Source organism: Saccharopolyspora sp. NPDC002686, from assembly GCF_040295745.1.
In the GTDB taxonomy this organism is placed as follows: domain Bacteria; phylum Actinomycetota; class Actinomycetes; order Mycobacteriales; family Pseudonocardiaceae; genus Saccharopolyspora; species Saccharopolyspora oryzae.
This window is the reverse complement of record NZ_JBEOVY010000090.1, coordinates 1-23,168: the sequence shown is the minus strand read 5'-3', so window position 1 is coordinate 23,168 and position 23,168 is coordinate 1. Positions and strand designations below refer to the sequence as shown.

General features: G+C 70.9%; 19 protein-coding genes. 11 read left to right on the top strand and 8 right to left on the bottom strand.

The features are described 5' to 3' along the window. Positions 1–239: 239 nt before the first annotated feature. The 5 genes from ABTZ89_RS14670 to ABTZ89_RS14650 are packed head-to-tail and all read left to right on the top strand — an operon-like array spanning position 240 to position 4,940. Complete coding sequence (locus tag ABTZ89_RS14670; protein ID WP_351044503.1) at positions 240–1,241, top strand: proline racemase family protein; 1,002 nt, start codon at positions 240–242, stop codon at positions 1,239–1,241. 54 nt (positions 1,242–1,295) lie between these two features. Continuing rightward, positions 1,296–2,450, top strand: a complete 1,155-nt coding sequence (locus tag ABTZ89_RS14665) for an NAD(P)/FAD-dependent oxidoreductase (protein ID WP_270947859.1) — start codon at positions 1,296–1,298, stop codon at positions 2,448–2,450. Then, entirely contained in the window at positions 2,447–2,770 is a 324-nt protein-coding gene (locus ABTZ89_RS14660; protein WP_270947860.1) for a (2Fe-2S)-binding protein, read from the top strand. Before ABTZ89_RS14665 ends, ABTZ89_RS14660 begins: the two co-directional genes overlap by 4 nt. Beyond that, on the top strand, positions 2,763–4,223 hold the full coding sequence (locus tag ABTZ89_RS14655; RefSeq protein ID WP_351044499.1) for an FAD/NAD(P)-dependent oxidoreductase: 1,461 nt from the start codon (positions 2,763–2,765) through the stop codon (positions 4,221–4,223). The genes ABTZ89_RS14660 and ABTZ89_RS14655 overlap by 8 nt, the downstream gene beginning before the upstream one ends. 54 nt (positions 4,224–4,277) lie before the next feature. Continuing rightward, a complete protein-coding gene (locus tag ABTZ89_RS14650; protein WP_270947862.1) occupies positions 4,278–4,940 on the top strand; it encodes a GntR family transcriptional regulator in 663 nt (220 codons plus the stop codon). A gap of 353 nt (positions 4,941–5,293) precedes the next feature. Here ABTZ89_RS14650 and ABTZ89_RS14645 read toward each other — a convergent pair whose 3' ends face one another. From ABTZ89_RS14645 to ABTZ89_RS14635, 3 genes are all read right to left on the bottom strand, one after another. Next, complete coding sequence (locus ABTZ89_RS14645) at positions 5,294–5,671, bottom strand: PH domain-containing protein (RefSeq protein ID WP_270947868.1); 378 nt, start codon at positions 5,669–5,671, stop codon at positions 5,294–5,296. Positions 5,672–5,741: 70 nt separating this feature from the next. Then, positions 5,742–6,788, bottom strand: coding sequence for a zinc-binding dehydrogenase (locus ABTZ89_RS14640; protein WP_351044496.1), 1,047 nt, complete (start codon positions 6,786–6,788; stop codon positions 5,742–5,744). A gap of 38 nt (positions 6,789–6,826) precedes the next feature. Beyond that, positions 6,827–9,961 (bottom strand): bifunctional cytochrome P450/NADPH--P450 reductase, encoded by a 3,135-nt coding sequence (locus ABTZ89_RS14635; RefSeq protein WP_351044493.1) that lies wholly within the window; start codon positions 9,959–9,961, stop codon positions 6,827–6,829. 185 nt (positions 9,962–10,146) lie between these two features. On the opposite strand from ABTZ89_RS14635, the gene ABTZ89_RS14630 reads away from it, so the two are divergent. Further along, entirely contained in the window at positions 10,147–10,812 is a 666-nt protein-coding gene (locus ABTZ89_RS14630) for a PAS domain-containing protein (RefSeq protein ID WP_351044491.1), read from the top strand. Here ABTZ89_RS14630 and ABTZ89_RS14625 read toward each other — a convergent pair. Both ABTZ89_RS14625 and ABTZ89_RS14620 read right to left on the bottom strand, forming a co-directional pair. Beyond that, entirely contained in the window at positions 10,752–11,132 is a 381-nt protein-coding gene (locus ABTZ89_RS14625) for a DUF6199 family natural product biosynthesis protein (protein ID WP_351044489.1), read from the bottom strand. The two genes, ABTZ89_RS14630 and ABTZ89_RS14625, sit on opposite strands and share 61 nt — an antisense overlap. A 120-nt stretch (positions 11,133–11,252) precedes the next feature. Continuing rightward, positions 11,253–12,179: a LysR substrate-binding domain-containing protein gene (locus ABTZ89_RS14620; RefSeq protein ID WP_351044486.1), complete on the bottom strand. Its 927-nt coding sequence runs from the start codon at positions 12,177–12,179 to the stop codon at positions 11,253–11,255. Between the two features lie 73 nt (positions 12,180–12,252). Here ABTZ89_RS14620 and ABTZ89_RS14615 point away from each other — a divergent pair, with 73 nt between their 5' ends. Then, positions 12,253–13,629, top strand: a complete 1,377-nt coding sequence (locus ABTZ89_RS14615; RefSeq protein ID WP_351044483.1) for an MFS transporter — start codon at positions 12,253–12,255, stop codon at positions 13,627–13,629. A gap of 384 nt (positions 13,630–14,013) precedes the next feature. Then, positions 14,014–15,372, top strand: a complete 1,359-nt coding sequence (locus ABTZ89_RS14610) for an MFS transporter (protein WP_351044480.1) — start codon at positions 14,014–14,016, stop codon at positions 15,370–15,372. A gap of 26 nt (positions 15,373–15,398) precedes the next feature. Here ABTZ89_RS14610 and ABTZ89_RS14605 read toward each other — a convergent pair whose 3' ends face one another. The 3 genes from ABTZ89_RS14605 to ABTZ89_RS14595 all read right to left on the bottom strand — a co-directional run bounded on the left by ABTZ89_RS14605 (position 15,399) and on the right by ABTZ89_RS14595 (position 19,795). Continuing rightward, entirely contained in the window at positions 15,399–16,277 is an 879-nt protein-coding gene (locus ABTZ89_RS14605) for a LysR family transcriptional regulator (RefSeq protein ID WP_351044478.1), read from the bottom strand. A 20-nt stretch (positions 16,278–16,297) separates the two neighbouring features. Further along, positions 16,298–18,655, bottom strand: a complete 2,358-nt coding sequence (locus ABTZ89_RS14600; RefSeq protein ID WP_351044475.1) for an arylsulfatase — start codon at positions 18,653–18,655, stop codon at positions 16,298–16,300. 339 nt (positions 18,656–18,994) lie between these two features. After that, entirely contained in the window at positions 18,995–19,795 is an 801-nt protein-coding gene (locus ABTZ89_RS14595) for an alpha/beta fold hydrolase (protein WP_351044472.1), read from the bottom strand. Positions 19,796–19,946: 151 nt separating this feature from the next. On the opposite strand from ABTZ89_RS14595, the gene ABTZ89_RS14590 reads away from it, so the two are divergent. The 3 genes from ABTZ89_RS14590 (at position 19,947) to ABTZ89_RS14580 (ending at position 23,051) form a co-directional block, all read left to right on the top strand. Beyond that, positions 19,947–20,537, top strand: coding sequence for a TetR/AcrR family transcriptional regulator (locus ABTZ89_RS14590; RefSeq protein ID WP_270953062.1), 591 nt, complete (start codon positions 19,947–19,949; stop codon positions 20,535–20,537). 238 nt (positions 20,538–20,775) lie between these two features. Next, positions 20,776–21,414, top strand: a complete 639-nt coding sequence (locus ABTZ89_RS14585; protein ID WP_351044468.1) for a TetR/AcrR family transcriptional regulator — start codon at positions 20,776–20,778, stop codon at positions 21,412–21,414. Then, on the top strand, positions 21,411–23,051 hold the full coding sequence (locus ABTZ89_RS14580) for an MDR family MFS transporter (RefSeq protein ID WP_270953065.1): 1,641 nt from the start codon (positions 21,411–21,413) through the stop codon (positions 23,049–23,051). The genes ABTZ89_RS14585 and ABTZ89_RS14580 overlap by 4 nt, the downstream gene beginning before the upstream one ends. The last annotated feature ends 117 nt before the right edge of the window (positions 23,052–23,168 follow it).

Here is a 23,168-nt window from a genome sequence, read left to right as displayed (position 1 = left end):
AGCGGTGCCGGTAGCGGAACCTCAGACGCCGCCTGGACTGCGGGTGCCCAACTTTATGTATGCCAATACACGGCAGTTGGGCCGTCCTCGCCAGGCGACGCCTGAGAACCCGCGCCGGTGCAAGCTGCGAGGGTGGGCTATTCGCCTAACGGCGAATACAAGCAAAAGAACACAAACCAGGATCAAAGACAGCCATCCAGAACCGGCGCAGCCGCGTTCGCAGCCGAAAGGAACGGTCGATGAGGACCAGCCGCGTCCTGCACGCCGTGGATTCCCACACCGAGGGCATGCCCACCCGCGTCATCACCGGCGGCGTCGGGGTCATCCCCGGGTCGACGATGGCCGAACGGCGGCAGTGGTTCATCGACAACAACGATGACCTGCGCACGCTGCTGATGTGCGAGCCGCGCGGCCACTCCTCCATGTCCGGGTCGATCCTGCAGCCGCCGACCCGCCCGGACGCGGACTGGGGTGTGCTGTTCATCGAGGTCTCCGGCCTGCTGCCGATGTGCGGGCACGGCACCATCGGCACCGCCACCGTGCTGGTCGAGACCGGGATGGTGCCGGTGACCGAACCGGTCACCCAGGTCCGCCTGGACACCCCGGCCGGGCTCGTGGTCGCCGACGTCGAGGTCCGCGACGGGCACGCCGAATCGGTGACGATCAAGAACGTGCCCTCCTTCAGCCACGCGCTCGACCAGCAGGTCGAGGTGCCCGGCTTCGGCGCGGTCGGCTACGACATCGCCTTCGGCGGCAACTTCTACGCCATCGTCGACCTGGACTCCCTGGGGCTGCCGTTCGAGCGCTCGGCCAAGCAGCAGCTCCTCGACGCCGGTCTGTCCATCATGGCCGCGATCAACGAGCAGGCCCGGCCGGTGCACCCCGAGCGCCCCGACATCTCAGGCTGCCACCACGTCTACCTCAAAGCGCCGGGCTCGACCGCGAAGCACTCGCGGCACGCGATGGCCATCCACCCGGGCTGGTTCGACCGCTCGCCGTGCGGCACCGGCACCAGCGCCCGGATGGCCCAGCTGCACGCCCGCGGCGAACTCGCCCTCGACACCGACTTCACCAACGAATCGTTCATCGGCACGACGTTCGTGGGCCGGCTCGTCGAGGAGACCGAGGTGGGCGGTCGCCCCGCGGTGGTCCCGACGATCACCGGGCGCGCCTGGGTCACCGGGACCGCGCAGTACATGCTCGACCCCTCCGACCCGTTCCCGGCGGGCTTCGAGCTGTGACGACCGGATCTCCGCGCCCCGCTTCGCTTTTCGACCAGATCAACGGAGGCAGCGATGGCCCACACCGCTGACGTCGTCGTCATCGGCGCAGGCGCCCTGGGTGCCGCGTGCGCCCACTTCGCCACCGAGCAGGGCCTGCGCGTGCACGTCGTCGAACGCGGCCAGATCGCCGGCGGGACCACCAGCGCCTGCGAGGGCAACGTGCTGGTCTCGGACAAGGAGGCCGGGCACGAGCTCGACCTGGCGCTGTACTCGAACGAGGTCTGGCGCACCGACCTCGCCCCGCACAACCACCTGTGGGAGTTCGAGACCAAGGGCGGCCTGATCGTGGCCGCCACCGAGGCCGGCGCCCAGAACCTCGCCGAGCTGTCCCAGCGCCAGCGCGAAGCCGGGATCGAGGTCACCGGCGTGCCCGCCGACCGGATCCACGACTACGAACCGCACATCACCGACGGCCTGGCGGCGGCCGCGTTCTACCCGCAGGACTGCCAGGTCCAGCCGATGCTCATGGCCGCCCACCTGATCCGCCTCGCCCGCGAACGCGGGGCGCAGGTCTGGACCCGCACCGAGGTCACCGGGCTGCTGCGCGACGGCGACCGCGTCACCGGGGTGGCCACCAGCCGGGGCGCCGTCCACGCCGAGCACGTCATCAACGCCGCCGGGACCTGGGCCGGGGACATCGCCCAGCTCGCCGGGGTGAAGGTGGCGATCATGCCGCGCCGCGGGTTCGTGCTGATCACCGAACCGCTGCCGAAGACGGTGTTCCACAAGGTCTACTCCGGTGACTACGTCGCCAGCACCACTTCCTCCGACGAGGGGCTGCAGACCTCCACCGTCATCGAGGGCACCCGCGCGGGCACCGTCCTGATCGGATCTTCCCGCGAGCGGGTCGGTTTCGACGCACGCGTTTCGCTGCCCGCGCTGCGCCAGATCGCGGCGAAGGCGTTGGACCTGTACCCGGCGCTGGCCCGGACCAAGATCATGCGCAACTACTTCGGGTTCCGCCCGTACTGCGCCGACCACCTGCCGGTGATCGGCCACGACCCGCGCGCACCCGGGCTGTGGCACGCCGCCGGGCACGAGGGCGCCGGGATCGGGCTGTCCGTCGGCTCGGCGAAGCTGCTCGTCCAGCAGATGACCGGTCGGCGACCCGATCTCGACCTCGCGCCGTTCGCACCCGAGCGCTTCGACCTCGCGGAGGCATCGTGAATCCCAGCAACTCCCCCACCACGGCCGAGCCGGAGCGCTTCGAGATCGTCTTCGACGGCCGCCCGCTGCCCGCCGTCGCCGGTCAGAGCGTCGGATCGGTGCTGGCCGGGGCCGGGATCCGGTCCTGGCGCACGACCCGCGTCCAGCACCGCCCGCGCGGCCTGTTCTGCGGGATCGGCATCTGCTACGACTGCCTGATCACCGTCGACGGCGTGCCGAACCAGCGCGCCTGCCTGGTCCCCGCGCGGCCCGGCATGGCGCTGTCGAGCACCGTGCCCGGCGAGGGCCCGTTCGGAACCGGAGACGACACCGATGCCTGAATCCCGCTTCGACATCGCCGTGGTGGGCGCGGGGCCCGCCGGGCTCGCCGCCGCCGTCACCGCAGCCGAGACCGGACGCTCGGTCGTGCTCGTCGACGCCGGCGAACAACCCGGCGGCCAGTACTGGCGCCACCCCGACGAATCCGCGCCGCGCGGCGAGGAATCGCTCGGCCACCACGACTGGTCGATCTTCACCGACTTCCGCGCACGGCTGCACCGGCTTACCGGCGACGGCCGAATCGTCCACCTGCCGCGCCGCCAGGTCTGGTTCGTCGAGCGCCCCGCCCCGGGCACCCGGGCCCACACCCTGCACCTGACCACCGCCCACGTCGAGGCGGCCCGATCCGGGGACGAGACCCCGCGTTCGGTCACCGCCGACGGGCTCGTCCTGTGCCCCGGCGGCTACGACCGCCAGCTGCCGATCCCGGGCTGGGACCTGCCCGGCGTGATGGCCGCCGGCGGCGTCCAGGCCCTGCTCAAGGGGCACCGCGCCCTCGCCGGGCGGCGTGCGGTTGTCGCCGGGACGGGCCCGTTCCTGCTCCCGGTGGCCACCGGGCTCGCCGCAGCGGGCGCGGACGTCGTCGCGGTGTGCGAGGCCGGATCGGTCAGCGGCTGGGCCAAGAACCCCCTCGCCGCGGCTGCGGTCCCCGCGAAGGCCCGCGAAGCGGTCGAGTACGCGACCGCCTTGGCGCACCACCGGATCCCCTACCTCCAGCGAACGGCGATCACCGCGATCCACGGCGACGACGAGGTGCGGTCGGTCGAGCTGTCGCGGCTGGACCGCGAGGGCCGCATCCGCGACCGGACGCGCCGCGTCGACGTCGACCTGGTGGCGCTCGGCTGGGGCTTCACGCCGTCGCTCGAACTGATCACCGCGACCGGTGCCGAGACCCGCAAGGACGTCGACGACTCGCTCGTCGCGGTCGTCGACTCCGAGCAGCGGGCCACCGCGCCAGGCGTCTACGTCGCCGGTGAGGCGACTGGAGTCGGGGGTGCGCTGCTCGCCGTCGCCGAAGGCGAACTCGCCGGACTGATCGCCGCGCGGGACCAGCGGGCGGCGGTGCCGCAGGCGTCCGTGCAGGCGCTGCAGAAGCGCATCACCCGCTACCGCCGCTTCGCCGCCGCGATGCACGCCGCACACCCGGTGCCCCGCCGCTGGCACGAGTGGCTGCGCCCGGACACCACCGTCTGCCGCTGCGAGGAGGTCAGCTTCGGGCAGGTGTGCGCAGCTCGGGACGAGCTCGGTGCGGGCGACGCCCGGTCGGTCAAGATGATGGCCCGCCCGGGGATGGGCTGGTGCCAGGGCCGGGTGTGCGGCTTCGCCACGGCCCGGCTCGCCGCCGCGCAGGAAGGCCGCGAGCTCACCGCCGACGACCTGCGGCCCACCGCCAAGCAGACCTTCACCGCACCCATCTCCCTCGAGCAGCTCGCCGAGGCCCCGCGGGACGAGTGAGCGGCGCTGTACCACGTCACATACCATGGCGGGGAGGAGAACGGGGAGGTCGAGGTGGCTCCGAGCCTGGTTCAGATGGAGAAGGTCAGCCTGCGCGACCGCGTGGGCCGGGCCCTGCGGGCGGCGATCATCTCCGGTGAGATGGAACCCGGCGTCGTGTACTCGGCGCCTTCGCTCGGCGCCAGGTTCGGCGTCTCGGCGACCCCGGTCCGCGAGGCGATGCTCGACCTGGTCCGCGAAGACCTCGTCGAGATCGTGCCGAACAAGGGCTTCCGGGTCACCGAGGTCAGCGAGGCCGACCTCGACCAGATCACCGAGATCCGGCTGCTGATCGAACCGCCCGCGGTCCGCAAGATCACCCCGGTCATCCCGGAGGCGGACTTCGCCGAGCTGCGGGAGCTCGCGCAGAACATCGTCACCGGAGCCGAGGCCGGCGACCTGGTCGACTACACCGAGGCCGACCGCGTCTTCCACCTGCGCCTGCTCTCCTACGCCGACAACCCGCGGCTGACCAACCTGGTGTCGGACCTGCGCGCCCGCACCCGCCTCTTCGGCCTGGCGGCACTGCGCGAACGCGGCGAACTGGTCGGCGTCGCGCGCGAGCACCACGACATCGTCGACGCGATCGAGTCCCGGGACCAGGACGCCGTCGAGTCCGCGATGCGCGACCACATCAGCCAGGTCCGGGGCCGCTGGGCCAGCCCAGCAGCGGAGTAGCCGCCCGATCCCGCTGGACATGTACGAGGCTTGCACCGTCAGGTTCGGTCCTTGACCGACCAGGTCGCCGAAACTCAGAACCGGATTTCCGACAACGAGGCAGGCGATTTCGCCATCGCCAGAGACGAATGGAGGAGCTTCGGAGAACGACTCGGGCTCGTCATCCCCAAATCGATGGCATTCGGGTCCGCATTGGTTCGCCTGCAAGGAGGGACGCAGACCCACCGGGGAGACGAGCAGTAACGCCTCCCGTTTTCAGGACTGCAGCTGGGCGACCGCAGCAGACCGCCGCATGACCAGTGTCCGCGGCCGCAGCCACGCGAGAAAATTGACCGCGCCCCGGGAGCGGTGGGTCAGCGCGCGACGAAGGCGGCCAGGAGGGCTTGGACCTCGTAGACGTCGACGCCCTTGCCGAACTGCCTGGCGATCGGCTCGGCGGTGCCGGACAGCCAGATCTTCAGCTCGGCGTCGAGGTCGAAGGTGCCCGCCGTCTCGACGGAGAAGTGGGTGATGCTGCGGTACGGGATCGAGTGGTACTCGACCTTGCGGCCGGTCATGCCCTGCTTGTCGATCAGGATCAGCCGCCGGTCGGTGAACAGGAACGAGTCCCGGATCAGCTGGTAGCCGGCGTGCACCTCCTCGCCCTGCGCGAGCAGGCGTCCGAACTCCTGCGTCGCCGCACGGGGGTCGATGCTCGAGGCGTTGCCCATCATCCCGCCGAAGATTCCCACCTGCGCTCCTCTCGAAGATCGGATTCCGTTCGACCACCGTATCGAAATCCCGGACGGTGCCGCGTGGCCGTCACGGGGTGAGGACGAGGCGGATCGGGTCGCCGATCTTGTTCTCCAGGCGGTGGACCGCTTCCTCGGCTTCGGCCAGCGGGAGGTGGCCGGTGATGGACGGCGTCAGGTCGAGGCGGCCCGCGGCGGCCAGGCGGATCAGCTGCTCGACGTGCTCGGGGCTGGATCCGTAGTGGCCCCGGATCTGGTTGCGGTTCCAGGAGAACCGGGTGCCGTCGGTGACGGTGAGCGGCTGCGGCGTGAGTCCCGCCAGGACCAGGCTGCCGCCCCGGCACAGCGCGGTGGCCGCTTGTTCCCGCACCGCCGGCACCCCGGCGAAGTCGAAGGCGACGTCCAGACCCCGGCCTTCGGTGGCCTCCAGCACCGCGGCGGCGAATCCCGGATCGGCCGGGTCCAGCGCCAGGTCGGCGCCGAAGGCGAGGGCTCGTTCCCGAGCGCCGGGCAGCGGGTCGACGGCGATGATCGGTGCAGCACCGGCCAACCGGGCGAGCTGGATGCCGTGGGCGCCCAACCCACCCGCGCCCCAGATGCCCACAGCCTGGGCCGGGCGAACGTCGCCGGTTCCCACGACGGCCGCGTAGGGGGTGGAGACCGCGTCCGGGATGATCGCCGCCTGGTCGAAGGGCAGGTTGTCCGGGATCGGGGCGAGGGTGTCCTCGCGCGCGATCGCGTACTGCGCCCAACCGCCGTCGTAGTCGACGCCGCGGGTGCGGGCCAGGAGGCAGGGCGCGCGGCGGCGACGGCAGTTGGCGCACTCACCGCAGCTCTGCCCGGCCTGCAGCGCCACCCGCGTGCCGGTGGTCCAGTCGCCGCGCAGGTCGGGGCCGAGCGAGTGGATCACCCCGGCCACCTCGTGCCCGAGGGTGATCTCCTCGACCGGGACGAACGGCTTCAGGCTGCCGTCGATCAGGTGCACGTCGGACAGGCACACGCCGGCCGCCTTGACTTCGATCAGCACCTCCCCCGGGCCGGGGACGGGCACCGGGACCTCTTCGACGCGGAACCTTCCGCTCGGCACGTGCAGACGTCCGGCGAGCATGGTGTTCATGGGATGGGAACCTCCGATTCTGCGAGGGGGTTGACGGCTCAGCGCGCGGCGTAGACGTCCTCGACGTAGCGGCCGTCGGCGACCAGCGAGTCGAGCCAAGCGGTGGCATCACCGCCCGCTCGTTCGGCGTAGATGGCCCGGAAGGCGTCGCGCACGCCGGGGGCCATCCGATTTCCGTCGCCGCAGACGTAGATCTTCGCCCCGGCGCCGATCAGCTGCCACAGCTCGTCGGCCTCGGCTGCGATGCGGTGCTGGACGAACGCCTGCCCGTCGACCGGCGCCTCGCTGAAGGCCGGGCGCATCTGGACCGCACCGGCCAGCTCGGCGGCGCGCAGTTCCGCGCCGTGCAGGTAGTCCGCGTCCGGGGCGTCGCAGCCGAAGTAGCAGAGCGCCGGGGCGAGCTCGGCGCCGTCGGCCGCGAGGGCGAGCCGGTCGGCGATCGCGCCCCGGAAGGGGGCCAGACCGGTGCCTGCCGAGATCATGATCACCGGGGTGTCGTGGTCGATCCGGAAAGCGGCCCGGCACGGCTGGATCCGCGCGAGCACGGTGTCACCGGCGCGCACGGTGTTCAGGTAGCCCGAACCCGTGCCGCGGAAAGTGCCCCGTCCGGACCGCGCGGGCGCTTCGAGCAGCGAGACCATCAGGTCGACGTGGCTCGGGTCGTTGGCCGGCGAGGACGAGACCGAGTAGTGGCGCGGCCGGATCGGCGGCAGCAGGTCCAGCAGGACCGGCCAGGTCAGGACTTCGCCCAGCGCGGGGTTGTCCTCGACGACGTCCAGCAAGCTGCGGTGGTCGGCGTCCTCGGCCAGAGCCCGCAGGGCCTGCTGCTCGGGCGGGCACGGGTTGAGCTCGGCGATGACGGTCAGCTGCTGGCTGGTCGGGCGGTCCTGCAGCTCGACGTGCCGGGTGAGCAGTTCGCGCGCGGTCACCGGCCGGTCGACCGCGATGCCGCGCGGACCGCTGGGCACGATGGTGAGGACGGTGTCCAGGTCGATCCGCAGGATCCGAGCAGCGCGTTCGACGAGGGCCGGATCGTTGGCCGGGAGCACGGTGAGGTGGTCCGCGGTCCGGTAGCTCGCCCCCTCCGGCAAGGCAAGCCGCACGAACCGCTTGGCGCGCGAGTAGGCGGGGCTGGTGAGGCTGCCGGTCTCGGTGACCATCATCGGCGTCATGCCGTGCCGGGCGGCCAGCGCGTCCAGCGGACCACCGGTGACCTCGGTGACGACGTGAGCAGGACCGGCCGGGGCAGGACCAGCACCGATCGTGGCCGGATCGCCGTGGTCCTCGAGCACTTTGCCGCGCAGCGCGGCGGTGAACGCCTTGACCGCGCCGGTCAGATCGCCTGCGGCATCGGCCTCCGCGCGCTCCAGCAGCCGGGTTCCGCCGAGGGCGGCCAGCCGGTCGTCGATGAGCGTGGGAATGCGCTGGTAGGTGGCGGACCAGTTGCGGTCGCCGACGCCCAGCACCGCGTAGATGACGCCGTCGGCGGCGCCGGGTTCCGCAGTCTCCAGCCACTGGACGAATTCGGCCGCGTCGTCGGTCGGCTGACCGTTGTAGGAAGCGGCGGTGATGACGACGAGCCGGTCGGTGGGCAGGGCGCCGGTGTGCGCGTCGAGCGGGGCGACGGCGGTGTCGCAGCCGATCTCGGCGGCGGTTTCGGCCAGCTGGGCCGCGAAGTCCTGGCAGGTCCCGTAGTTGGAGCCGTACAGCAGGAGCATCCCGGTCCCCTGCTGGACGCGGGCGGGCAGTGCGCTGTCCTCGACCGGTACTTCAGCGGCGCGAGCCGGCTTGGCGACGCGGTCCGCCGAGGTGCGCCGGGCCAGGGCGAGGGTGAAGCCCTCTGGCTTGATCGTCAGCGTCTGCTTGAGCTGCATCCGGTAGTCGGCGTGGTCGAGCAGCCGGTAGCGGTGCACCAGCATCGCGAGCAGCATGGTGGCCTCGTGCAGGGCGAACTGCCTGCCGATGCACGCGCGCTCCCCCGTCCCGAACGGCTTGAACGCGTGCGGGGAGCGCGCCGCCTCGACGTCGGGGTCGAAGCGCGAGGGGTCGAACAGCTCGGGGTTGTCGCCCCAGACCGGGTCCCGGTGCAGCATCGGGGTCACCACCGACGCCCACTGCCCGGCCCGCATCGGGATGCCGCCGAGGACGGTGTCGTGGCGGGCCTGGCGCGAGAACCCGGGCGCCGGCGGGAACATCCGCAGCGTCTCGTTGAGCACCTGCCGCGTGTACTGCAGACGGCCGACGTCCTCGAAGGTCGGCTCCGGATCGGGCTGGTCGCCCCACAGCTCGTCCACCTCGCGCTGCACCAGGCGCAGCGCGGTCGGGTGCTTGACCAGGTTGTGCAGGGCGAAGGACATGGTTCCGGAGGTGGTCTCGTGCCCGGCGATCAGGAAGGTGATGACCTGGTCGCGGATGTTGGCCAGGTCGAGGGTGGTGCCGTCCGAGGGGTGGGTGGCGCCGAGCATCAGCCCCAGCAGGTCGTCGCTCTCCGGCGCGCCAGCAGCGGTGCGCTCCGCGATGACCTCGTCCACCACCGAGGCGAGGTAGGCCGCGTCGGCGCGGAACGCCGCGTCGGTCTGCGCGTGGTCGCCGTCCGGGTCGCGGCTGAGCTTGGTCATCGACCAGTGCAGGCAGCGCACCAGGGCGTCGACGAACGGGTGCGGTTCGTCCCGCTCGAACGAACCGAAGTCGTACCCGAAACCGGCCAGGCCGATGGTGTCCAGCGTCATCCGGGTCATGTCGTCGGGCACGTCGACCGGTCGCCCGGCCGCGCACCTGCGGTCCCAGGACTCGATCAGCCGGCGGGCGACGCGCAGCATCACCGGGTGGTAGGTGCGCATCGACCCGAGCGCGAAGGCGGGCATCAGGATGTCGTGCGCCTTCGCCCAGTTCGGTTCGTCGCCGTAGGCGGTGAACAGGCCGTCGTGGGTGAACTCGCGGACGTTCTCCAGCGCCGGCCCGATGGCCTTGGCGAACCGCTGCTCGTCGGAGAGCTCGGTGACCAGGTCCAAGCTGCTGACGAACAGCGCGTCGTTGCCGTGCTGGCGCTGGACGAACGCCGGACCGTGCTCCTTGAGCAGCTGCATCGTCCGCAGGACGGGCGTTCTGGTCGGGGAGTCGGACACGTCGACGACGGGGATGCCGAACTGCGGGGGGAGCAAAGTCGCGGCCATGAGGGGACGAACCGCCTTCTGTGTTGGGGGAGGAACCGCCGAGGGGCGCGTTTCCAGCCGTCCCCTCAACACTCGCCCCCGGCGAACCCCCGAGACCGCCACCGCACTACATAATCGTGTAGTGCGTCGGCGCGCGCCGGCCTTGCCAAACCGACCGAGATGCGCAACGCGGCGAGGGGAATCCGATGAGCCACCAGCACGGTTCCCGGTCGGCTGAGGACTGGCACCGGGAAGCGATCACCTGGCGCAACCGCGCCATCCTGCTGCTCGACCACCTGCCGCTACCGGTCGCGCTCTGCGACCCCGACGGCGCGATCCTGCTGGCGAACCCGGCGATGGCAGCGGAATGGGGCATGCTCCCGGGCCAGATGCGCGGCCGCAACGCCCTGGACTTCTTCCGCCCCCGCACGACGGCCCGGCTCCACCCGATCGCCGAAGCCGTCCGCCTGCGCCGCAGGTCCCGCTACCCGCTCGAGGTCACCTGGACCCCGCCGAGCGGCGTCGAGCGCTACGGCGAGGTGGACGTGGACCCGGTCAGCGACACCCCAGGCGCTCCCACCGCCCTGATGCTCGTGCTCCGAGTCCTGGGCGAACACACGGAACCCGTCCCTGAACCCGCGCCCGCCGCAAGCGAAATCGAGGCCAGGATCCTCGCCCTGGCGGCGAGCGGCGACACAACACCGCGAATCGCAAGAGCGGTGGGCCTCACCGTCGACGGAGTCAACTACCACCTGACCCAACTCTCCCGCCGCTGGCAGGTGCGAGGCAGAACAGCCCTGGTAGCCCGCGCCTACACGCTGAACGTCCTCGACCCCGAAACCTGGCCGCCGGCTCCCACCGAGCCCGGCTGACCACCGAAGTCCGCCCAGGACAGCCCTTCACGCACGGCGTCCTCGTCGAACACGCTCAGGCTCGAGCTGCTGGAGACGTGGGAGCTTTCCGAAGAGTCCTCCGGGCGCTCCGGCATGTCGCTGAGCACGACGGCTCCGTAGACGAAGCATCCCGCCGCCCCGAAGAGACCCAGGCGTTGCACCACGAACGCCGCACCCGACGGCTCGTTGGCATCCGGATCCGAATAGCGCCAGGAATCCAGGAACCGCCACAACGCGTGCTGGTCCACGCAGCCCAGCACGAACATGAGAACGGCCAGCAGCACGCACACGAAAGCCACGACACTCCTTCGAGAGCAGGGAGTTCCAGCGCCCCGACTCCATCGGACCGCGCACCGGGTGCGACGTTCCAGGCACCCGTTCGGTTCCCGCTGCTGGACCTGGACGAGCGCCACCACCATCTACTTCGGACAGTCCTTCGAGGCTTTCAGGCGAGATGCCGTCGCGGTGATGGTTTCGAGGGAGGCAGCTACTGCCGGGTGGTCGCGGCGGCCCCGGCGGGTTGCGGCGGTGAGCCGGCGGGCCGGGGCCGGTTCTCCGTGGAGGGGCAGGCGGACCACGGGCCAGTCTTCGTGGAGCCGGGCGAGGCGGGGCACCAGGATGATGCCGAAGTCGTGGGCCACCAACGCCGTTCCGGTGTCCCACTCGTTGGCGTAGTGGGCGATGTTCGGGGTGAAACCCGCTGCCGTGCAGGCCGTTCGGACGAGGTCGTGGTAGGTGCTGCCGGGGAGGCCGACGATCCACTTCTCGTCGGCTGCGTCGGCGAGGGTGACGGCGGGGAGTTCCGCCAGGCGGTGCCCCTCGGGCACCACCAGGTCCAGCGGGTCGTCGAGCAGCGGTTGCTGGTCGAAGCGCTCGTCGGCCGTGGACGGCGTCTCGGCCGAGTTGATCACCAGGGCGAGGTCCGCTTCTCCGGCGAGCAGCAAGTCGAAGCAGCGGGCCGGTTCGGCTTCGATCACCCGGACCTGCAGGTGCGGATGGCGTTCCCGCAGCGCCGCGGCCGCAGGCGGCAGCAGGTTGGTTGCAGCAGTGGAGAACCCGCACAAGGTGAACGAACCGGTCGGCTCCTCGGCGATCGACGCGAGCTCCGCCCGGGCACGTTCGACCTGGGCCTGCAGCGCTTCCGCGTGGCGCAGCACCGTTCGCGCCGCGGCGGTCAGCTGGATGCCGCGGCCCCGCTGGGTCACCAGCTCAACGCCGAGCTCCTCGGCCAGCTGGCGTAGCTGGTACGACACAGCCGAAGGCGTGTAGTGCAGCGCGGCGGCAGCAGCGGTGACCGTGCCGTGATGGGCCACCAGCTGGAGCACCTTGAGCTTCGGATCGAGCATTCAACAATTTTGCACAATCGGGTCGAGAATCGTTTGATTCTCTTTCCGAGTCATCGCCGCCAAGCTGGACGTCGTGACCCTCGCGAACCCTCCTGCCCTCATCGACCACCGCGACCGCGCACGCGAAGTGCGCACCGGCCTGTACGTGCTGGTCGTGCTCACGGCCGGGGCTTACCTGCCGAGCCCGCTGTACCCGGCCTACCAGGAGGCGTTCGCGGTCAGCGACCTCGCCATGACGTTGATCTACGCGACGTTCGCGCTGGTCAGCGCACCTGCGCTGCTGCTGTTCGGGTCAGCGTCGGACGCGCTGGGGCCTCGGTCGGTGCTGCGGGCCAGCATCGTGCTGGCCGCGGTCGGTTCGGCCTGCTTCGTCTTCGCGTCCGGTCTGGAGTGGCTCCTGGCCGGACGGGCCGCGCAGGGGCTCGCGCTGGGCGCGGCGACCGGGGCGGCCAGCTCGTTGATCAGCGAGCGCGCCCGCGGCCACTACCGCCTGAGCGGGTCGGTGCTGGCCAGCACCGCTTTCGTGGCGGGCACCGCCGCGGGACCGATCACCGGCGGCGTGCTCGCCCAGTACGCACCGGCGCCCCAGGTCCTGCCGTTCCTCCTGCACCTGGCGCTTCTCTGGCTCGGCTGGCACCGCGTCGCGAACCTCGCCGGAAGCGCACCGGGGCTCGGCCGCTGGAAGCCCACCCGCCCGCAGATCCCGCCGGGGATCCGACTGCTGTTCACCACGGCCGCGGCGACCGGATTCCTCGCCTGGACGGTGGCGGGCTTGTTCCTGGCGGTCATCCCGGCCCTGCTCGACCGGGCCGTCGCGGGCAACCAGGCGGTAATCGGCGGCATCTTGGGTGCGGTGCTGATCTGCTCGGTGCTGACCCAACCGCTCGTTCCCCGGATCAGCACGCGGTACGCGCAGCTCACCGGGCTCGGCGCGCTCCTGGTCAGCCTCGGGCTGCTGGCCGTGGACGCCGGCGGTTCGATCCCGATCGCCCTGGTGGCAGCTGTGGTGGCCGGTGCCGGGCACGGCTTGGCCTACGGGGGTGCGGCAGCCGCCATCGACGCGGTCGCACCGGAAGGCGAACGCGGCGCGATCACCGGCGCGCTGCACCTCGCCTTCTACTCGGGCGCCGGGGTTCCCGCCATCGCGGTCGGGCTCGTGACTCTCGAGCACCCGCTGAGCACTGCGACCTCCTGGGTCACCGCGGCCGCGGCGGGGCTCGTCCCCCTGGTCGCCGCGGTGATCGTGCTCGCCCACCGCCGGAACACCGAGCGCCCCCTTCGCCCGAACAGCACGGGATCCGGGCGCGTCCCACGGCGGCCGATGGTCCGAAGTGGACTTTCGAAGCGGCACGCGCCGGCGGAACGGCGGAGCACCGCCCCTCCGAGGCACGGGAACTGCCGACGCGCTGCGCGGAAAAAATCAGTTGCCCGTGCGGCACGCCATGTTTAGCCTTCTCGGTACACAGGAAAGGAGGTGGTCCGACGTTGAACGACATCAGGACTTGTGAGGTGGCTGTCCGCTAGGACCGCCTACGGCAATCCTGCCGACCCGACGCGTGATGGTCCCTCCGGGATCCTGCGCGGGTGATGCGGTCGGCGAATACCAGGCAGCTACCCGGCCCCGGGACCCCGAACTGAGTCCGGTTCGGCCCGCGCGGAGAGATCCGGCGGGAAACGGTCCCGGGGTCGCTGCTGTCCGGACGGTTCCGGAAAACCTCACCAGGGCGATGCGCGATACGGAATTCCCTTATGCCGCTCAGGGATTCACCACTGGGTGCGCCCAGCGCGAATTCCTAACGTGTCGGAGACCACTGGCCCTGCGTGAGGACGCCCGATGACTTCGACCCACCGATCAGCGGAACAGCATTCCGACGTGCTGCGGGTGGGGGTGGCCGCTGGAGTCGGCACCTCCCTGGAGCTGTACGACTTCACCATCTACGGCACCGCGGCGGCGCTCGTGTTCGGCGACGTCTTCTTCAAGACCGGCGACGCCTGGCTGGGCACCTTCCTCAGCCTCACCACCTTCGCCGCCGGGTTCCTGATGGCACCGCTCGGTGCCGCCCTCTTCGGCTGGATCGGTGACCGGAAGGGCCGCCGCACCGCGCTGACCGGCGCATTCCTGCTGATGGGCTTGGCGACGCTGGGCATGGGCGTGCTGCCCTCCTACGCCGCCATCGGCGTCTCCGCGCCGATCATGCTCGTCACGCTGCGGCTGCTGCACGGCGTCGCCCGCGGCGGGGAGAACGCCGGGGCCGCGGTGCTCGCGATCGAACACGCACCTGAGCGGTCGCGCGGCCTGTACGGCTCGTTCGTCGCCCTCGGCTCGCCGATCGGGACCATCCTGGCGAACATCGCCTTCGCCCTGGTCCTGTTCCTGCCGGACGAGGACGTGCGGGACTGGGGATGGCGACTGCCGTTCCTGGTCGGCGGCCTGGTCCTGGCCGTCGGGTTGTGGGTGCGCCGCGGTGTGGCGGAGAGCCCGGTCTTCCAGAAGATGGTCGCCGACGAGTCGCACGACGGCCGCTCCCGGCAACCGCTGCGGGACGTGATCAAGACCCACTGGCGCCTCATCCTGCAGACCGCCGGGATCAACATCGGCCTGACCGCCACCACGTTCACGCTGGTGACGTTCATGCTGTCCTACGCCACCGCCGGCGCCCCCGAAGGACTAGGGCTGCCCCGCCAGGAGATCGTGAACGGCTCGCTGCTGGGGCTGGCCTGCCACGCGATCCTCAACCTGGTCTCCGCGTGGCTGTCCGACCGCATCGGCCGCAAGCCGGTCATGCTCGCCGGGGTTCTGCTGTCCCTGGCCGCGGCGCTGACGATGTTCCCGATCGCCTCGGGCGGCACCGTCGCCGCCGTCAACACGGCCGTCGTCCTGGGCTTCTCCGCGACCGGCGTCCTCTTCGGGCCGTTGTACACCACCTTCGCCGAGGCCTACCCCCGCGAGAAGCGGCAGTCCGGTGTCGGCATCGGATACCACCTCGGCGCCGTCCTCGGCGGCGGCATCACGCCCATGATCGCGAACCGGATCATCGCGGGCACCGGCGATCCGCTCAACGTCGGCTACTACCTGGCCGCCCTGCTGACGCTGTCCCTGCTCTGCCTGCTGCCCCTGCCCGAGACCGCCCCGGCCCGCCTGGCCAAGCGGGCGAAGCCGGTCGGCGAGGAGGCCGACGCGCTCCCGCGCTGAGTCCGCCGCGCTCCCGCCGCTGAACCTCAGCGGCGGGGGCGCTTGGTCGACGAGATCATCCGGACGAACTCGGCAGCCGCCGGGGAGAGCGGGCCCCGCCGCCAGAACAGGGCGCCGCGGCGGACGACTCGTGGCCGCAGCGGCAGCACCACCGCGCCACTTCCCTCCGCTTCCCTGGCCAGCGACCTCGGGAGCAGCGTCGCCCCGGCTCCGGCCAGCACCAGGGGCACGACCATCGCCTGGTGCGCCGTCTCCACCGCGACTCGCGGTCCCGCCACCGCGTCCTCGATGACTTCGCGCGTCGCCGTTCCGCGCGGGGTCGTGACCCAGGTCAGCTCGGCGAGTTCGGCGCGACCGAGGCGCTCCCGCTCCGCGAACCCGGACTTCGGCGGCAGCACCGCGAGGATCTCGCGCCCTTCGAGCACGACGTGCTCCAGCTCGGCGACCCCGTCCGCGGCGGAATCGGCCATGCCGAGCTCGGACTCGCCGCTGCGCACCGCGCTGGTGGCACCCGAGCCCAGCTCGTGGTCGGACACGCGCACCTCGACGTTCGGACGTGTCCGCAGGAACGCGCCGAGCAGATCGGCGAGCGGATCCACCGCGAGCGTGGTCTGCGCGACGATGTCGAGCCGTCCAGCATCGAGCCCCAGCACCCGGCGCACCGAGTCCGCCGCGGTGCTGAGGTCGCGCATGACCTGCCGAGCAGGCTCCACCAGCGCCTCCCCGGCGGGGGTGAGCGCCACCCCGTGCGGGAGGCGGTGGAAGACCTTGCCACCCAGCCTCTGCTCCAGGGAACCGATCGCGTGCGACAGCGAGGGCTGCGCGATCCGCAGAGCTTGGGCGGCGCCGGTGAAGCTTCCGCTCTCGGCGATCGCGAGGAAGTACTCCAGCTCCCGGCGTTCCACGCAGCTCCTCCCCGGCCCGCTCAGTCGTGGGCGGCCTTGAAGCGGGCCCGGTCCCGGTCCGCTTCGGCGTCGTCGTGCAGGTCGTCGCCGAGGTCGACGCGGACCCAGCGCAGTTCCCCGGTGAACGCGTTGTCGGCCACCGGGTAGTCGTCGGTGACCGGGGTGGCGCGGTCGACGCCGATGTCGAAGGTCTCGTCGAAGGCGAAGTAGTACGGGATCGTCTTCGGGACCACGACCTCGCCGACCTGCTCGCCGTCGACGTGCAGCGTCACGTCACCGCCCTGGCCGACACCGCCGCCGTGGTAGGCGAAGTCCACCCGGATCTCGTGGCGACCGGCCGGGATCGGGGTGCGCGCCCGCGCGGTGTGCACGTCCAGGCCGAAGTAGTTGTAGGCGTAGCAGAGCCGGCCGTCGTGGAAGTACACCGACCAGCCGCCGAAACGACCGCCCTGGGCGATGATCACCCCCGCTGCCCCGCCGCCGGTCTCGATCTCGGCGGTCACCGCGTGGGAGCGGTTCTTGACGTTCGGCGCGGTCTCCTCGGTGAGCCGCTTGGCTCCCGCGTGGAAGGTGATCGACCGGCGCTCCCCCATGAGGTCGAGCCGCCCGGCCTCCTTCGGGTTCTCCCGCTCGGTCATCCGGTCGTCGAGCGGGAACACCCCGTGCCGACCGGCCTCCACGAGGAACAGCTGCTTGAGCTCGTTCAGCTTCGCCGGGTGCTCGGCGGAGATGTCGCGCGCCTGCGTCCAGTCCACCGAGGTGTCGTAGAGCTCCCACTCGTCGTCGAAGTAGCGGCGCTGCTCGCCCTGGACCATCTCCCACGGCGTGCCGTGGCGGGTCACCGCCATCCAGCCGTCGTGGTAGATGCCCCGGTTGCCGACCATCTCGAAGTACTGCACGCGGTGCCGGTCCGGCGCGTCGGGGGCGTTGAAGCTGTAGAGCATGCTGGTGCCCTCGATCGGCTTCTGCGCGATCCCGTCCACCTCGACCGGGTGCGGGATGCCCGCGGCCTCCAGCACGGTGGGCACCACGTCGATCACGTGGTGGAACTGGTGGCGCACCCCGCCCCGCTCGTCGATCCCCCGGGGCCAGTGCACGATCATGCCGTCCCGGGTGCCCCCGAAGTGCGAGGCGACCTGCTTGGTCCACTGGTAGGGCGTGTTCATCGCCAGCGCCCAGCCCACCGGGTAGTGCGCGTGGGTGGTGGCGTCGCCGAGGGCGTCGGCGTTGTCGACGATGAACTCGGCGCTGTCGGGGATGCCGCTGGCGAAGCGGTGCTCGTTGAGCGTGCCGCCGAGCCCTCCCTCGGCGGAGGCCCCGTTGTCGCCGAGGATGTAGATGAACAGCGTGTCGTCCAGCGCGTCGAGCTCCTCCAGCGCGTCGACGAGCCGTCCCACCTGGTCGTCGGTGTGCTCCGCGAAACCGGCGTAGAGCTCCATCAACGACGCGGCCGCCCGCTGCTCGGTCGCCGACAGCTCGTCCCAGTGCGGCACGCCTTCCGCCCACGGGGCCAGCTCGGCGTCCTCGGGGACCACGCCGAGTTCTTTCTGGCGCTGCAAGGTGATCTCGCGCTGCCGGTCCCAGCCGTGGTCGAACGCGCCCCGGTACTTGTCCCGGTACTCGCAGGGCACGTGGTAGGGCGCGTGGGTGGCTCCGAACGGCAGGTAGGCGAAGAACGGGTGGTCCGGTTTCAGGGACCGCTGGTCGCGCACCCAGTCGATCGCGTGGTCCACCAGGTCCTCCGACAGGTGGTAGCCGTCCTCCGGGCGGCGCGAGGGCTCCACCGGGGTCGTGCCGTCGAACAGCAGCGGGTACCAGTGGTTCATCTCGGCGCACAGGAACCCGTAGAACTTCTCGAAGCCCTCCCCCGTGGGCCACCGGTCGAACGGCCCCGCGGCGCTGACGTCCCGGGCGGGTGTCTGGTGCCACTTGCCGAAAGCCGCGGTGTTGTAACCGTTTCCGCGCAGCACCTGCGCCAGCGTGGCGGCGCTGCGGGGGCGGATGCCGTTGTAGCCGGGCGCGGCGCTGGCCATCTCGGTGGTCACGCCCATCCCGACCGAGTGGTGGTTGCGGCCGGTGAGCAGCGCCTGCCGCGTCGGCGAGCAGATCGCGGTGACGTGGAAGCGGCTGAAGCGCAGCCCGTCGTCGGCGAGCCGTTCGGCGGTCGGCATCCGGCACGGGCCGCCGAACGCGCTGGGCGCGCCGAACCCCATGTCATCGATGAGCACGACCACCACGTTCGGCGCCGACTCCGGCGGCCGCACCGGTTGCACGGGCTCGAACCGGGGCTGCTGGTCGCGCGCGTCCAGCGCGGTGGCCGAGGCGCCGACCTCGTCCGGGATCGGCAGGCGCTCGCGGGAGCGGACCGCATCGCTCATCCCAACCTCCTGGCATCGTCGAACCCGCGCAGCGGAACTGCTGGAAGAAGAATTGCGACCACCGGCTGCCCGGCGATCGCGGCAACCCTATCGAACCGAATTCGAACCACCAACCAGGCGAATGCCGGAACACCCGCGAACAACGGGAAACACCCAGCGTACGAGCAGGTCACGAAGCATTCGGACGGGCCCCAGACCAGTTTGGAATAAAATCCATAGAAAACGTCTATACCCCGCTCAACGGAGTATCAACAATCCCGTCGAATTTCGGCAACAGTCCGCTTTCCCGCCGAGCGGGACGAGCGCCATCGGCCGGCGCGGCGCCAGGTTCGAGGCCGCCTAGATCGTGGCGAGGAACGCCCGGACCGCAGCGGCGAACGCGTCAGGAGCGGCGGTGTGGACGAGGTGATCGGCATCCAGCTCGGCCGACGCGGTGCCCGCGCGGCGCTCGACCATGGCGACGACCTGCTCGGGCGGGATGACGCCCCTGGTGCCGTGCACCAGCAGAGCCGGACAGGCGGTGACCGTCCAGTCGGCCCAGTGGTCACCGTGGACCTGCTCCTCGGACTCGTACATCTCCTGCGGGTGGAAGGGCAGGCGCCAGGCGCCGTCCGCGTCTTCCCGCAGCCGGTCAGAGAAGAACGGCGCTGCCGGCCCCAAACCCGCTATCAGCGCGTCACGGGTGGGCGCCCGGTAGGGCAGGTCCAGCAAGAAACCGAACGGGTTCACCCCGTCCAGGCCGAGCGCGGCGGAACCCTCGGCGTTGACGAGCGCGCTGACGCGCTCGGGGTTCCGGGCGGCGAACTGGTAGGCGTTGATGGCGCCGAGGGAGTGGCCGAGCAGCACGACATCGTCCAGCTCAAGGTGGTCCAGGAGCGCCTGGAGGTCGGCGAGATATCCCTCCCGCGAGTAGTCGGCGGCGCGGTCGGACTCCCCTTGACCGCGCTGGTCCGGAGCGATCAGCCGCCACTCAGGAGCAAGCGCCTCGGCGAGGTGGGCGAACGCGGCGCCCTCGGACAGGTGGCCGTGCAGCGCGACCAGCAGGCGGCCCGTGCCGCCGAAGTCGAGGTAGGACAGCTTGCGGCCGTCGACGAGCAGATCGGCGCGGACGGCGGTGGCGGGCGTGGTGGTGCTGGTCATGCGGATCTCCTTCGTTCGGCGGCGATGGGACGGCGCCTCGGTGGCGATGACAGTAATGAGTATTTGGGCAAATGCGCAAGACGTTTGCGCAAGGCATTCGCCTAAGGCATGCGCCTTGTGCGCTCGATCCAATCTCCAGTAGCCTCCGACCATGGGAAATCGCGAAGACCTGCTCGCCGGAGCCCGCCGCTGCTTGGAGGACAAGGGCTGGGCGCGCACCACGGTCCGCGACATCTCGGCGGCGGCCGACGTCAGCATGGCCGCCATCGGCTACCACTTCGGCTCCCGCGAGGCGCTGCTCAACGCCGCGCTCATCGACGCCATCGACGAATGGGGCACCAGTGTCGGCCGCACCCTGGCGGGCTTCGCCTCGGAGGACGCCACGCCGGCCGAGCGCTACGAGGCGATGTGGGACCGGATCATCGAGTCCTTCTCCACCCACCGCACGCTGTGGCTCGCCTCGATCGAGGCGCTCACCCAAGCCGAGCACTCCGAGGACCTGCGCCGCTACCTCGCCGGGGGCCAGGCCCAGGGGCGACGGGGTCTGGCAGCCGTGCTCAGCGGCACGGCGGAGGACGCGGTCGACGACGCGGTGGCGCGCACCCTGGGCACCGTCCAGATGGCCATGCTCACCGGCGTGATGACGCAGTGGATCACCAACCCCGATCATGCCCCCACCGGCTCCGACATCGTCGCCGGACTGCGCGAGCTGGCACGCATCGTCGGACCCGATCACTCGTAAACCCGCTCGCGAATCACGTTCGACGGCACCGGAAACGACCGACCGCTGACTCCGCGATCACGAACCCGCAGGCGCCAACTCGCGTCGGGGATCAACGGTGAACGGTCCGGCAGACACCGCTTCCAGGAAACTGCTGGCGGGCTGCTCGCTTCCTGGTGCCCGAACTCGGGCTCCGGGACCGAGAACACACGAAACCCCGATGCACTCTGGGCACGAGGGTGCAATAATGCACTATGCAATGAAACGTGCAACAGACGCGCGCAGGCGGCGCATGGCCGCGACCGCCGCGCAGATGACTTCGCACGCTCGCAGGCTGACCGCCGAACGCGGCTTGTCCGGGTTCACCGTCGAGGAGGTCTGCGAGCAGGTCGGGATCTCCCGGCGCAGCTTCTTCAACTACTTCGCTTCGAAGGACGACGCGGTCCTCGGAGTGCCCGCCCGCAGGGACGACGACGAGCTCACCGCCTGGTTCGCCGCTAGGGGAACCCCGGAAAGCCCCGAGGTTTCGGCGAACCTGCTCGACGACCTCGCCGAGCTCGCGGTGCACCGCTGGGACACCTCCGGCATCACCGCCGAGAGCGTCCAGGACGTGCGCGCCGCGTTCGAGCGCGAGCCCAAGCTGTTCACGAAGGGCCTCGAGCGGATGTTGCGCGACGAGGAGACCGCTGCGGAGCTCGTCGAGCGGCGCGAAGGCCTGCCGCCCGGTGACCTCCGCGCCGCTGCCGCCGTGCAGCTCGTCCAAGTCCTCTGCCGGGCTGCCGCGCGGGAATTCCTCGACTCGAACAGCGAAGACACCTTCGCGGAGATCCTGGCGCGCCGGCTCGCCGCCGCCCGCGAGCTCCTCGCTCCGACCCAAGACCCCGAACGGAAGCCATGACAAGCACCGCTCCCGCACCGCTGCTGCTGACCCAGCGGCGGATCTGGATCATCTTCAGCGCGCTGATCGCGGGCATGCTGCTCGCCAGCCTCGACCAGACGATCGTGTCGACCGCGATGCCGACGATCGTCGGCGACCTCGGCGGCGTCGAGCACCAGGTGTGGATCACCACCGCCTACCTGCTGGCCACCACGATCGTGATGCCGATCTACGGCAAGTTCGGCGACGTCCTCGGCCGGCGCCGGCTGTTCCTGGTGGCGATCGCGCTGTTCACCCTCGCCTCGGTGGGCTGCGCCGTCGCCACCGACTTCTGGACGTTCGTCGTGTTCCGGGCCATGCAGGGCCTCGGCGGCGGCGGGCTCATGATCCTGTCGCAGGCGATCATCGCCGACATCGTCCCGGCCAGCGAGCGCGGCAAGTACCTCGGCCCGCTCGGCGGCATCTTCGGCCTGTCGGCCGTCGGCGGCCCGCTGCTCGGCGGGTTCTTCGTCGACCACCTGACCTGGCAGTGGGCGTTCTACATCAACATCCCGATCGGCATCATCGCGTTCGTCATCGCGCTCGCGGCGCTGACGCTGCCGAACAAGAAGGCCACCCAGCCGATCGACCTGCTCGGCGTCGTGTTCCTCTCGCTGGCCACCACGTGCCTGATCTTCTTCACCGACTTCGGCGGCGACAAGGCGCACGGCTGGAGCGCACCCGAGACGTGGGCCTGGGGCGCCGGTCTGCTGGCCTCGGCGATCGCGTTCGTCATCACCGAAGCCCGCGCCGCGGACCCGATCATCCCGCTGAGCTTGTTCCGCAACCCGATCTTCATCAACGCCACCGCGATCGGCCTCACGCTGGGGCTCGGCATGTTCGCCGCGATCGGGTTCGTGCCGACGTTCCTGCAGATGTCGTCGGGCACCTCGGCGGCGGCCTCCGGCCTGCTGATGCTGCCGATGATGGTGGGTCTGCTCGGCACCTCGATCACCTCGGGCGCCATGATCACCAAGACCGGGCGGTACCGGCTCTTCCCGATCCTGGGCACGATCATCACCGGTGCGGCCATGGTCATGATGACCACGCTGACCGCCGACACCCCGATCTGGCTGATCTGCGCGTTCCTGTTCGTGTTCGGCGCGGGCCTCGGCCTGATCATGCAGGTGGTCGTGCTGGTCGTGCAGAACGCGGTCCCGCCGGCCATGATCGGCACCGCGACCAGCACCAACAACTACTTCCGCGAGGTCGGCGCCTCGCTCGGCGTCGCGGTGTTCGGCACGATCTTCACCACCCGGCTCACCGAGAACCTCACCGACGTCTTCACCACGGCGGGAGCCTCGGCGGCCGACGCGTCGACCGCCACCGCGACGCTGGACCCGAAGACGCTGAGCCAGCTGCCCGGACCGATCCGCGACGGCGTGGTCACGGCCTACGCCGACGCCCTCGCCCCGGTCTTCTGGTACCTGCTGCCGTTCATCGGCATCGCCTTCCTCCTGGCCCTGGTCCTCAAGCAGATCCCGCTGTCGGACGTCGCCGGCCTCGTGGCCCGAGGCGAAGCGGTCGGCGGAGAGGAAGCGGAGCGCCTCGAAGCCGAACAGCGCAACACCAAGAAGCCGGAACCGGCTGCCGCCCAAGAAGAAACCCCCACCCCCTGACCCGCACCGTCTCCCCGGGTGGTGTCGATCCCACCAGAAATCGACACCACCCAAAGCTGCGACCAGGCCGTCTCCCAGTGCGTGCGGGCCGGGCTGCGGTTGACCAGCGATGCCGAG

What these genes read in the sequence shown, in the direction of transcription:
- ABTZ89_RS14630 (WP_351044491.1), top strand. Translation starts at nt 10,147, where the DNA reads ATGAGCCACCAGCACGGTTCCCGGTCGGCTGAGGACTGGCACCGGGAA.
- ABTZ89_RS14590 (WP_270953062.1), top strand. Translation starts at nt 19,947, where the DNA reads ATGGGAAATCGCGAAGACCTGCTCGCCGGAGCCCGCCGCTGCTTGGAG.
- ABTZ89_RS14670 (WP_351044503.1), top strand. Translation starts at nt 240, where the DNA reads ATGAGGACCAGCCGCGTCCTGCACGCCGTGGATTCCCACACCGAGGGC.
- ABTZ89_RS14640 (WP_351044496.1), bottom strand. Translation starts at nt 6,788, where the DNA reads ATGAACACCATGCTCGCCGGACGTCTGCACGTGCCGAGCGGAAGGTTC.
- ABTZ89_RS14600 (WP_351044475.1), bottom strand. Translation starts at nt 18,655, where the DNA reads ATGAGCGATGCGGTCCGCTCCCGCGAGCGCCTGCCGATCCCGGACGAG.
- ABTZ89_RS14595 (WP_351044472.1), bottom strand. Translation starts at nt 19,795, where the DNA reads ATGACCAGCACCACCACGCCCGCCACCGCCGTCCGCGCCGATCTGCTC.
- ABTZ89_RS14585 (WP_351044468.1), top strand. Translation starts at nt 20,776, where the DNA reads ATGAAACGTGCAACAGACGCGCGCAGGCGGCGCATGGCCGCGACCGCC.
- ABTZ89_RS14665 (WP_270947859.1), top strand. Translation starts at nt 1,296, where the DNA reads ATGGCCCACACCGCTGACGTCGTCGTCATCGGCGCAGGCGCCCTGGGT.
- ABTZ89_RS14580 (WP_270953065.1), top strand. Translation starts at nt 21,411, where the DNA reads ATGACAAGCACCGCTCCCGCACCGCTGCTGCTGACCCAGCGGCGGATC.
- ABTZ89_RS14620 (WP_351044486.1), bottom strand. Translation starts at nt 12,179, where the DNA reads ATGCTCGATCCGAAGCTCAAGGTGCTCCAGCTGGTGGCCCATCACGGC.
- ABTZ89_RS14610 (WP_351044480.1), top strand. Translation starts at nt 14,014, where the DNA reads ATGACTTCGACCCACCGATCAGCGGAACAGCATTCCGACGTGCTGCGG.
- ABTZ89_RS14635 (WP_351044493.1), bottom strand. Translation starts at nt 9,961, where the DNA reads ATGGCCGCGACTTTGCTCCCCCCGCAGTTCGGCATCCCCGTCGTCGAC.
- ABTZ89_RS14655 (WP_351044499.1), top strand. Translation starts at nt 2,763, where the DNA reads ATGCCTGAATCCCGCTTCGACATCGCCGTGGTGGGCGCGGGGCCCGCC.